The following is a 12436-nucleotide window of genomic DNA, read 5'->3' on the forward strand; positions in this document are numbered from 1 at the left end:
ATGTTAATTTATTTTTAACAAAAGAATATTAAAGGAGAAAAAATGAATAAAAACAAACAAACAAAGTACGATACAACAGAATATTTAAACAAAGTTGATGCTTGATTTAGAGCAGCCAATTTTCTTTCAGCCGCTCAAATTTATTTGAGAAATAACCCTTTAGTTACAAGACCTCTAACATCAGATGATGTTAAAGTTTATCCAATAGGGCATTGAGGTACAATACCTGGACAAAATTTTATTTATGCACATTTAAATAGAGCAATTAATAAATATGATTTAAATATGTTATACATTGAGGGTCCTGGACATGGAGGTCAAGTCATGACATCTAATTCATACCTTGATGGAAGTTATACAGAATTATTCCCACATGTAACACAAGATCTTGAAGGTATTAAATATTTATGTAAACACTTTTCATTCCCCGGAGGAACTGCTAGTCATGCTGCTCCCGAGACACCGGGTTCAATTCATGAAGGTGGAGAACTAGGATACTCACTATCTCACGCAACAGGTTTTATACTTGATAACCCTGATCAAATTGCAGCTACAGTTATAGGAGATGGGGAAGCTGAAACAGGTCCTCTTGCAGCTAGCTGATTTTCAAATTCTTTTATCAACCCAGTAAATGATGGTGCTGTTTTACCTATTTTGCACTTAAATGGTGGAAAAATTTCAAATCCAACAATTCTTAGCAGAAAATCAAATGAAGAATTAACACAATATTTTAGTGGTCTTGGATATGAACCAATTTTTGTAGAATATTCTGCAAAGATAGATATGCATCAATTAATGGCTACAAAACTAGATTATGCTATTGAAAAAATTCTTAAAATTCAAGAAAATTCTAGAAAGAAACCCGCAAATGAAGCAAAAAGACCAATATGACCAATGTTAATTGTTAGAACACCTAAAGGATGGACTGGACCAGAACAATGAAATGGTGAACAAATTGAAGGTAGTTTTAGAGCACACCAAGTCCCTCTTCCAATAAGTGCTGAAAAAATGGAACATGTTAAGGAATTAGAAAAATGATTACTTTCATATAAACCTAATGAACTTTTTGACAAAGAAGGAAAACTTTTAAAAGAAATAAAAGAAATATCTCCTAAAGGAAATAAAAGAATGTCAATGAACCCAATAACAAATGGAGGAATTAACCCTAAGAACTTAACACTTTCTTCTTGAAAAGACTTTGCTCTAAAATTTAATACGCCAGGTGAAAAAATATCGCAAGATATGGTTGAACTTGGAACATACTTAGCAGATGTAGTTGTTAAAAACCCTGAAAACTTTAGAGTATTTGGACCAGATGAAACTAAATCAAACCGTCTATACAATTTATTTAAAGTAACTAATAGACAATGACTAGAAAAAACAGATGTTAAATTAGACGAGGCTTTATCTCCGGCGGGTAGAATAATTGATTCACAATTATCAGAACATCAAGCTGAAGGCTTCTTAGAAGGATATGTATTAACAGGACGCCATGGAATTTTTGCTTCATATGAATCATTCTTAAGAGTTGTTGACTCAATGATCACTCAACATATGAAATGAATGAAGAAGGCTAATGATGTTTCATGAAGAAAAGATTATCCTTCGCTCAACATTATTGCTACTTCAACAGCTTTCCAACAAGACCATAATGGTTACACACACCAAGACCCAGGTATTATTTCACACTTAGCTGATAAAAGACCTGAAATAATTAGAGAATATTTCCCAGCAGACACAAACACTTTACTAGCTACAATGAATAAATGCTTAACAGAAAGAAACTTAATTAACTTAATAGTTGCTTCAAAACAGCCTCGTAAACAGTTCTTCACAATTAAAGAATCTGCTGAACTTGTTGAAAAAGGTGTAAAGATTATTGATTGAGCATCAAATACCAAAGATGGTGAAGAACCTGATATTGTTTTCGCAGCAGCAGGTACAGAACCAAATCTAGAAACACTTGCAGCTATTTCAATAATTAATGAACATTTTCCTGAAATTAAAATTAGATTTGTTAATGTTCTTGATTTACTAAGATTAAGACATCCTTATCACCATGAAAGAGGTTTAACAGATGAAGAATTTGACAAAATATTCACAAAAGATAAACCTATCGTGTTCGCATTCCATGGTTTTGAAGGCATTTTAAGAGATATTTTCTTTGAAAGACATAATCATAATTTGAAAACATTTGGATACCGCGAAGAAGGAGATATTACAACCACTTTTGATATAAGATATTTAAGCCATATGGATCGTTTCCATATTGCAATAGGAGCCTTACAAACTATTAAGCATATTGAATCAAAACAATTTGAAGAAGAAATGCAAGGTAAAATTAAATATCATAACGAATACATTCGTGAATATGGTACAGATATTCCTGAAGTTAAAAACTGAGAATGAAAGAAACTTAAATAATTAAGCAACCTAGTTTAAAAGACTAGGTTTTTTGTCCAAAAAAACTACTAAATAGTTAAAAATAAAAAAATTTAATTTTGTATTTTTAAAAATATTCATAGAATTTTATAAATTAAAGATCTAGAAAAATATTTAAAACAAAAACGTTTAATTTTGTTTTAAATATATTGTAAATGTCAAGTAATATAGAAATTAAAAATAGTATAATTTTATAAACATCCTATTTAGGTAGATAGTAAAATGAGTAAAGTCACGTTGTTGTACGCATCAATTCACCATAACAACACTAAAAAAGTTGTTGATTATATTAAAAATAATTTAAACGATGAGATTAATGTATTAGATATTACAAAAACCAAATATTGTGATTTATCTAATAGTGAATATATAATTTTTGCATCCGGAATTTATCACGGGTCTATGCATCAATCAATTGTAAAATACATTAATGATACTGACTTGATAGACAAAAAAATAATTCTTTTTTATACATGCGGACTAAGATATAAAGATTATGTTGCTTCACTAGGAAAAAAATTAATTAAAAAAAACGCAAAATATATTGGATCATGTTATTGTAGGGGACATGATACAAATGGTTTTATAAAAAAAATGGGTGGAATCGGTAAAAGTCATCCAAATGAAAAAGATTGTTTTAAAGTTTTAATCAAAATCAAAAAACTAATGAAAAAATATTAGTTTTTTTTATAAATTAAAAAATATATTTAATAATTAACCCTTGCTTTTTAGGATTTATGAACTCTACATTTATAAAAAAGTATTTTTTCTATTCATAGAACTATTTATAATATAAAAGTATTTATATTAAATAAGTATTATTATGAGCAATATATAGAATTATAATTTTAATATTTATGTATTAATTAGATTAGAAGAGAGGCGCAATGAGCAAAACAAAATTTATTGTAACCACTGGAGGGGTTCTTTCAGGTCTTGGTAAAGGTGTAACAGCTGCTAGTGTGGGTAATTTATTAAAATCTCAAGGATTTAGCGTATTTGCACTTAAATTAGATCCTTACCTAAATATTGACCCAGGAGTTATGAGTCCTACCGAGCACGGAGAAGTTTATGTAACAGCAGATGGTGGAGAAACTGACTTAGATTTAGGACACTATGAAAGATTTATAGACGTTAAATTATCTAAAGATAGTAATTTCACAACAGGTAGAATCTACACACGTATTTTCGAAAAAGAAAGAAGAGGAGAATATAATGGCAAGACCGTTCAAATTGTTCCTCATGTCGTAGAAGAAATTATTAGTATTATTGAAAACCTCGAAAAAACAAAAAAACCAGATTTTATGTTAATTGAAATTGGCGGCACTGTTGGAGACTTAGAATCAAATCCTTACATTTATGCAATTAGTCAATTCGCAAATAACAATCCAGGAAGAGTATTCTTCAATCACTTAGCATTTATACCTTACTTAACAGCTTCAATGGAATATAAATCAAAACCAAGTCAAGTTTCGATAGCTTCACTTCGTTCATTTGGAATTAATCCTAATTTACTATTACTTCGTTCGCAAGGTGAGGTTGAAAGTTCAATAATTAAAAAAGTTGGAGAAAAAGCATTTCTAAAAAATAACCAAGTTATTAATATTCCAGATAGAGCGAACATTTATGAAATACCTTTATATCTAGAAGAACAAGGCGTAATTGAAATAATTTATGACTTTTTCAAAATTAAAAAACCAATTAATAAAAATGCTAATAAACCTTGAAATGATTTCATAAAAAAATACCTAGCCGAGAGAAAACATAATGTAAATTTATTATTAGTTGGAAAATATACCGGTTTAGAAGATGCTTATTTATCAATAATTTCTTCTTTAAAAATAGCTGCTGCTCATCAAAATGTAAATTTAAAATACACATTGATTAACTCAGAAGAAATAACAAAAAATAATATTAAAGAAAAAATTAATAATTATGATGGAGTTTTAATTCTACCTGGTTTCGGTGTTAGAGGATTTGATGCTAAAGTAAATGTTGCTAGATACACAAGAGAAAATAAAATTCCAACACTTGGAATATGCTTAGGTTTTCAGGCTATGGCTGTTGCTCAAGCTCAAATTCTAAATATACCTAATCCAACAAGTAAAGAATTTGAAATTAAAGGTCAAAAACAATCATTTATATTAACACCTTTCTATGAAAATGGAGACACCATGCAATTAGGTGGAACACTTAGATTAGGTGAAGATGATGTTCAAGCAATTAAGGGAACAAAAGCAGAGGAAATATATGGTAAGAATATTTTTCAAGCAAGACATCGTCATAGATATGAAATTGCTGATGAATTTAAAAATATTTTAGAAGATAATGAATTTATTTTTAGTGGTAGACATCCTAAATTAAATGTTGCCGAAATATGCGAAGTTAAAAATCATCCATTTTATGTTGGTGTTCAATACCACCCAGAATTTAGTACTGGTGTTGTTAAATCAAACCCACTATTTGATAATTTCTTCCAAACAATAATTAAAGAAAAGGAAACAAAATAATGTCAGACAATAATTATAAAGATACATTAAATATGCCTAAAACTGATTTTGAAATGAGAGGCAATTTAACAACAAAAGAACCTGAATTTAGAAAATATTGAGAGAAAATAAACCTATATGAAAAGGTGCTAGAAAAAAATAAAAATAATAAACCATTTATTATTCATGATGGGCCTCCGTATGCAAATGGAAGCTTACATATCGGACATGCTCTAAATAAAATATTGAAAGATATTATAGTTAGATATAAAAGCTTGCAAGGTTTTTATAGTCCTTTTGTTCCTGGATGAGATACTCACGGATTACCTATTGAACACAAAATGCTTGAAGAAGCACAACTAAATTTTCATAATTTAAATCCTGTTGAATTAAGAAAAAAAGCAAGAGATTATGCTATGACGCAAGTTGAAAAGCAAAAACAAGAATTCTTGCAAATGCAACTTTTAAGTGATTTTAAAAAATTTTATATAACACTTGATCCTAAATTCGAGGCACGACAATTAAAATTATTCAAAAAAATGGTATTTAGTAATTTAGTTTATAAGGGTCTAAAACCAGTTTATTGATCTCCTTCTAGTCAATCAGCTTTAGCTGAAGCTGAAGTTGAATACAAAGATATTAAATCACCATCAATCTTTGTTGCTTTTAAAATAGTTGATAATAATAAAAGTAAAAAAATAAACACAAAAGATAATTTAGTTATATGAACAACAACACCTTGAACATTAATTGCTAACGCAGGTGTTGCTATAGGCAAAAATATTAAATATTCTAAAGTTCAAGTTAAAACTAGATTTTTTATAGTTGCGACTGACTTAATTAAAAAAGTAGCAAAAGAGCTTGAATGAAATAAATATAAAATTGTTGAATCATTATCAGAAAAAGACCTTTTAGGTCTCAAGTATGAAAGTCCAGTTAATAAAAATATATGTCCTGTTGTTGAAGGACATCATGTTACAACAGAATCTGGTTCAGGATTAGTTCATATTGCTCCATTATTTGGTGAAGATGATTTTCTAATAGGCAATAAAAATCAACTTGAAAAAATTATGCACATTGAAGATGATGGAACAATTAATGAGTATGGTGGCATTTATAGAGGACTTTTTTACTTAAAGGCCAACAAATTAATCTGTGAAAACTTACTAAAAAGTAGAAAACTTTTAAAAGAGGGCACAATTACTCACTCATATCCACATGATTGAAGAACAAAAAAACCTATTTTATTTAGAGGAACTCCTCAATGATTTGTATCAATAAATAAATGTCGTCAAGAAATTTTGATTGAATTAGATAAAGTAAAAACCTATCCTGATTGAGCTAAAAAACGTTTAAGCAATATGATTTCAGAACGTCAAGATTGAACTATTAGTCGTCAAAGAACATGGGGCGTTCCTATCATAATTTTCTATGATGAAAATAATGAACCTGTCATAAATGAAGCTGTATTTGACTATGTTATAGAAGAAATAGAAAAATACGGTACAGATATTTGATGAGAAAGAGACACTGATCAATTATTACCTGAACAATTTAGAGGCAAAGGTTATACAAGAGAAATGGATATTATGGATGTTTGATTTGACTCTGGATCAACAAGTATAGCGGTTGATATTGTTGACGGCTTAAAACCACCTTATGATATATATCTTGAGGGTAGCGATCAGTATAGAGGTTGATTTAATTCATCATTAATTAACTCAGTTATTTACAATGCTGTAGCACCATATAAACAAATTATTAGTCATGGATTTGTTTTAGATGGTAAAGGCGAAAAAATGTCTAAATCAAAAGGTAACGTGGTTGCTCCTTTAAACATTATTGAAAAGCAAGGTGCTGATATTTTAAGACTTTGAATCGCAAATAGTGAATACACAAATGATGTAACTATCAGTGATGCAATAATTAAACAAAACAGTGAAATTTATAGAAAAATAAGAAACACAATTAAATTTATTTTAGGAAATTTAGATGATTATGAATATGAGCCAAACCTAAAATTAACAGGCGTTCATGAATTTATTAAAGAAGACTTTGAAAGAATAAAAGAAATAATAATTAAATACTATGATGAATTTAAATTTATCAACGTTATTAAGGAATTAAATAATTATATTGTTGAGTTATCAAGTTTTTACTTAAGCGTTGTAAAAGATATTCTTTACATTGAAGAAAAAAATTCTTTAAATAGAAGAATGGTTCAAAAGAACCTATATGAAATTGTTGAATTTTTAATAATTGCATTGGCTCCAATTCTCCCAACAACATGTGAAGATGCTTATTCTTATTTCAATAAAAATAACAAATTAGAATCAGTTCACTTAGAAACAATGCCTACATTTAGAAAAGCAAACTCAGAAATATTACTTCAATGAAAAGAATTTTTCAAAATAAGAGATGAAGTTAATATTTTATTAGAACAAGCAATAAAGGATAATTTAATTAAAAGAACTAATGAGGCAAAATTAGTTATTGATCTAAAACAAAATGAATTCTTAAAGAGCATTAATTTGAAACAACTTTTAATGGTTGGTGTAATTGAATTTGGTTCAGAAATGAAAGTTACTGCATTTGAATCTGATAAGTGCTTGCGTTGTTGAAATCACTTCCAAAAAAATAAAATTGAAGATGGGTTATGTCCTCAATGTCATAAAATAATTTTTAAAGGAAATAATGAGTAAAGAAGTTGATGGATATAAAAAAACTTTTGGTGAAAAACTAAAAGAATCGACAGATAAATTTATTACTTTTCATAAGAATTTAGTAAAAGACTATAAACAAAATACTAAAAAACGTCTCTTAGGTATCGGACTATTTTGATTGGTGTTCATTGTATTTTTAACAATAGATCAATTAACAAAGGGATTACTTTTTGACAGTAATAAATTAGGACAGGCAACTCATGATTTTGGATTATTTGGTATTAGACCCTATTATCATGATGGCGTTACAATAATTCCAAGTAAAACAATTGGAGTGGCAATATTTGTTCAAATTGTGAGTGTAATACTATGCCTATTAATTGTGTATTTCTCATTTATTTTTAAAGATAAATATTTACTAACGATATTAGCTCTCATACTTAGTGGAGTATTTGGGAACATGTTTGATAGATTTTATTGCGAAAAAACAATTGAGGGAGTTCCTCAAGTTAGGGATATTATATTCCTACCTTGAATCGATAAAGGAACATTTAATTTTGCAGACACTAGCATTTTTATAGCTCTAGCATTATCTATAATTATGGGTATTATCTATCTCTTTAAAGATGATAAAGACGAAGAATCAAAAATTAATGAAGACTCATATAATATATTTTTTATACCATCTGATGTAAAAGATTTTAAAGAAGAAAAAAATAATAAATAAAAAACTAGGCAAAATAAAACATAACATTTACAAAAGTGTTATGTTTTTGTCTATTATTTTTAAGGTTTTATTTTATCGTTAATCATTTGCAGTTTCAAAAAATCCGTAATAATGGCATCCTTTTGTCTTTATAGGAGTTCTTCAATTTGAACCATATTCTTTTTCAAAAAGTTGCTCAATATTATTAATAATGTAATATTCATTATCATTAAACTTTACCTTTTTCATATTATCAAAAGCATTTAGTTCAATTCATAACTCAGAGCTATGCTTAGATGGTCAAGTTGATAAAGCATATACTTCAGGGTTATTATCATGTAATTGTTTATATGTTTCTTTATAGCTTAGTTTTTTGGTTCACAAAAAGCCTTTAACAAAAATTCTGGATAGCGTTCTTAAGATTTTTTTAGTGAAATAATAATTTACTCCGGTTCAAGCTTTTAGTCCTCTTAAAACATTTAACTTAGATTTATTATATTTGTAGATTTTTTGTTTAGTACTAGGTATAGCAATAAATAAATCAATATAAAGTGAGTTAGGGTCTTTAAAATCAACTTTTTTTCTAGATTCTATAAACCTTGGAAAAGTTAAAAAATGCTCCTTAGAGTTTTCGTTTGTAAGTAATCTATCTGGATAGTTTTTTAATAAAAAATCATATGCTTCTTGTTTTATAACAATGTCGATATCAGTATCTCATTCAATAATTTTATTATCTCTCACCGCTCCTAATGCAGTACCATAAATAAGAGAATAATCAAAATTATTATGGCTAAGAATATCTGTAACCTCTTTTAATAATTTCAAGTTACCTAATTGTCTACTTTTAATATTTTCTGGCAGAGAAGGATGATTCTTACTTTTCTTATTCATATAATACCTCCAAAATTTTAGTTTAATTATAAAACAACATTTTAAAATGATTCTAGGTGAATAATAATTAATTAACTCATTTTTATAAATTAACTAATAAAAAATCAGCCTAGGCTGATTAATTTTTAAATGCTAAATAAATTCTTATTAGATAAATTGTTAAGTAGATATAGTCATAAGCTAATTTAAATCCAAAGAATAAACCTATTTGAGCAACCTTGATCTTTGATTGTGATTCAGGATCAAGTCTTTTATATACAGAATCAAATTTAATTATTAAGAATCAATCAAATGCCATATATATAACCATTAATGCAACACCAAGTAAAAGATAAACGGTATATAAGAATTTACTAAACAAGAAGAAAAAGCTTAATAAACCAACAATCAACATTGATATTGCAAGTGTAATCATAGGAACTCATAAGTTAGCAATGTTAATTTTATTATAGAAGGCTAAAAAACCTGTTACAGTTGTAATTATTGCCGGCACTAATAAAATTAAGAATAATACACTTCAGTTAATGTTTTGAGCCGCATATTGCAATAGAGCTCCTAAAGCACCAATTCCAAACCAAAACATAAGAAATGTTACAATTGGAAGCAACACTCAAAAATTCATTCTCATGCCGAAGAAGAAGGTTACAAATAATAAAACTATTGCTCCCACAGACATAGTAATTAATATTTCAACATTATTTAGAAGAAAACTAAGAAATGGTGTAAATAAAGTTGTGTTTATTAAAGCTGCAGTTCCAAAAGCAATTGCTAAACAATAACCAAATCAAATTAACGATGAAGCAATAATTGAACTTTGTTGAGTTTTAGTTTTATTGAATGCATTTTGTTCTATATCATTATTTTTTAATTTTTCATTTATATTCATAATTATCAATTATAAATAATAATTATTTTTTATTAAGAAAACACTTTTTTTAATAAAAATGCAAGTCATATATTTAAAAACAATAAAAAATATAATATTTCAAAATTAATATTAAAATTATTAAATTAGATTAATATCAAAAATATTTAATAAAGGGAGATTTAGAAAATGAACAAAGTTGAAAATGCAGTTATTTTCGCAGCAGGTAAAGGAACTAGAATGGCACCTTTAACACAATACTTGCCAAAACCATTAGTTCCAATTTATGGTGAACCAATGATAGAAAGAAATATCAAATTTATTAAAGACTCAGGTGTTAGAAATATAACAATAGTTGTTGGTTATTTAAAGAAACAATTTCAATACCTTAAAGATAAATATGATGTAAATATTATTGAAAACCCAGAGTATGAAACAGCAAATAATATAGGTAGTTTATTTTATTCTAGAAATTACTTTAATAATACTCTTTATATTGAGGGGGATTTATATATAAAGGAAAATATTTTTAAAAGAGTTATAAAGGAAATAGAATCTGAAAATCAATCAATTGCTTTTAGTCAATTATGCGAGGAACATAAGTCTGAATGAGTATATAATACTGATCAATCTCAAAATGTAATTAATCACTCACTAACCAAAGACGCTTTTTTAAAAAATATTTGAAGTGGAATACTATATTTAAATTCTGAAACTTCAAAGGAAATGAATTCTAAAATTGAAGATTTTTATAAAAATGATGAAAATAAACAAAAATATTTTGAAACATTTTTATGAACACTAAATAACAAATTTAAACATCATGAAATATTAAATTCAACAATCGAAGAACTAGATACATTTAAGGATTTACAAAATATTGATCCAAGATATAAAAATCACTCAACAACACTATTGTTTACTCCTGGACCTATTAACAATTACAATGAAGTTAACGATATCTTGAGTGAGTGCGTTTTACACCATAGATCACAATTGTTTAAATTCTACATGGAAGATACAACTCAATTAATGAGAGAATTTATTAAAACTAAAACAGGTTTGCCTTTATTTATAACATCATCAGCAACAGGAGCTATGGAAGCAATAGTAACTAACCTAGCAGAAAAAGGAGATAAAGTTCTCTTAATTGAAGCAGGAGATTTTGGAAAGAGATTCAAAATAATTCTCGAAAGACTTGGTGTTGGTCCAACTCTTACAACTATTTCATATGAGGATGGTGAAACATTAAATATGAAAGAAATTGAAAAAGTACTAAAAGAAAATAAATTCAAATCTCTTTTCGTTACCCACCACGAAACATCCACAGGTGTTCTTCACGATATTGAAAGCCTTTCTAAGATCATTAAAAAATATGCTCCAGATACATTATTTGTTGTAGATACTGTTAGTTCATTTATTCACGATAATATTGAATTTGATAAATGAGGACTAGATGCAGCCATTTCAACAAGTGGTAAAGCCTTTTGTGTAATGCCGGGATTAAGTTGTGTTGTTCTTTCACAAAGAGCAATCAAAGCGGCTGAAGAAAATAAAAATTTTAAATTCTATTTTGATCTTCCGGCCTATGTAAGATATTACAAAGAAGAGAAATCTACACCTTATACACCAGCTAGTTCTATTCTTGTAGCTATGAACGCAGCTATGAAAGTCATTAAAAATCAAACACTTGAATCAATTCGTGAAGATAAGGCTAAAATTTATGAATTCATTAAAAATGAATTAATAAAACTAGGTTTTAACCAAGTTTCAAAAGATAAGAAAAATGTGACAAATGGTCTGCTAGTTATTGATGTTCCTAAAGGATATGATGCACAAAAGTTAAGAAATACTATCGAATATAAATCAAACATATATTTTGAGGTTGGACGTAAAGGAAGACAACATACTCAACTAAGAATTGGTATACCTAATGTTATTGATATGCCTAAAGCAAGATTACTAATTGAAGCTATAAAGGAAAATTTAGACACAGCTAAAATCTAATCTTAAAAACAACTTTCAAGTTGTTTTTTTTATAAAAAAAAGAAGTTTTATTAACTTCTTTTTCATTATTTTCTTAAATTTAATTCAGCTAAAGCTTTTGTATATGTTTCGAAATCGTTTTCTTTTAATTGTTGTAAAAGAACACGTCTCTTTGTAATTTTAGCCATAAAACCACGGCGTGAATGTTTATCTTTAGGATTAACATTAAAATGGTTTTTAAGATCTTCAATTTCAGCAGTAAGAATAGCTATTTGAACAAAAGTATTTCCTGTATCCTTGCTATCTTTGCCATATTTTTTAACTAACTCAGCTTTTTGTAATTTTGTTATCATAATAACTCCTTTATTATGTTTTAACCTAGCCCAAATATTAC

9 protein-coding genes are annotated in these 12436 nt (G+C 27.5%); 6 read left to right on the forward strand and 3 right to left on the reverse strand.

The features are described from left to right. Window positions 1-42: 42 nt before the first annotated feature. From JXZ90_RS01415 to JXZ90_RS01435, 5 genes are all read left to right on the forward strand, one after another. On the forward strand, window positions 43-2424 hold the full coding sequence (locus JXZ90_RS01415) for a phosphoketolase (RefSeq protein WP_205848612.1): 2382 nt from the start codon (window positions 43-45) through the stop codon (window positions 2422-2424). Between the two features lie 240 nt (window positions 2425-2664). After that, window positions 2665-3123: a flavodoxin domain-containing protein gene (locus JXZ90_RS01420; protein WP_205848613.1), complete on the forward strand. Its 459-nt coding sequence runs from the start codon at window positions 2665-2667 to the stop codon at window positions 3121-3123. 206 nt (window positions 3124-3329) lie between these two features. Next, entirely contained in the window at window positions 3330-4952 is a 1623-nt protein-coding gene (locus JXZ90_RS01425) for a CTP synthase (protein WP_205848614.1), read from the forward strand. Next, window positions 4952-7633 (forward strand): isoleucine--tRNA ligase, encoded by a 2682-nt coding sequence (ileS, locus tag JXZ90_RS01430; RefSeq protein ID WP_205848615.1) that lies wholly within the window; start codon window positions 4952-4954, stop codon window positions 7631-7633. The genes JXZ90_RS01425 and ileS overlap by 1 nt, the downstream gene beginning before the upstream one ends. Next, window positions 7626-8321, forward strand: coding sequence for a signal peptidase II (locus tag JXZ90_RS01435; protein WP_205848616.1), 696 nt, complete (start codon window positions 7626-7628; stop codon window positions 8319-8321). Before ileS ends, JXZ90_RS01435 begins: the two co-directional genes overlap by 8 nt. Window positions 8322-8399: 78 nt before the next feature. On the opposite strand, the gene mf1 is transcribed toward JXZ90_RS01435, so the two are convergent. Together mf1 and JXZ90_RS01445 are read right to left on the reverse strand one after the other, a co-directional pair. Continuing rightward, on the reverse strand, window positions 8400-9191 hold the full coding sequence (gene mf1, locus JXZ90_RS01440; RefSeq protein WP_205848617.1) for a diacylglycerol cholinephosphotransferase Mf1: 792 nt from the start codon (window positions 9189-9191) through the stop codon (window positions 8400-8402). 118 nt (window positions 9192-9309) lie between these two features. Next, window positions 9310-10077, reverse strand: coding sequence for an MAG0110 family membrane protein (locus tag JXZ90_RS01445; RefSeq protein WP_205848618.1), 768 nt, complete (start codon window positions 10075-10077; stop codon window positions 9310-9312). Window positions 10078-10245: 168 nt separating this feature from the next. On the opposite strand from JXZ90_RS01445, the gene JXZ90_RS01450 reads away from it, so the two are divergent. After that, complete coding sequence (locus JXZ90_RS01450; RefSeq protein ID WP_205848619.1) at window positions 10246-12063, forward strand: aminotransferase class V-fold PLP-dependent enzyme; 1818 nt, start codon at window positions 10246-10248, stop codon at window positions 12061-12063. Between the two features lie 65 nt (window positions 12064-12128). Here JXZ90_RS01450 and rpsO read toward each other — a convergent pair whose 3' ends face one another. Next, window positions 12129-12395 (reverse strand): 30S ribosomal protein S15, encoded by a 267-nt coding sequence (gene rpsO / locus JXZ90_RS01455; protein ID WP_205848620.1) that lies wholly within the window; start codon window positions 12393-12395, stop codon window positions 12129-12131. Window positions 12396-12436 lie beyond the last annotated feature (41 nt).

Origin of the sequence: Mycoplasma sp. Mirounga ES2805-ORL, assembly GCF_017084445.1 — a bacterium.
Classification (GTDB): Bacteria; Bacillota_I; Bacilli_A; order Mycoplasmatales; family Metamycoplasmataceae; genus Mycoplasmopsis.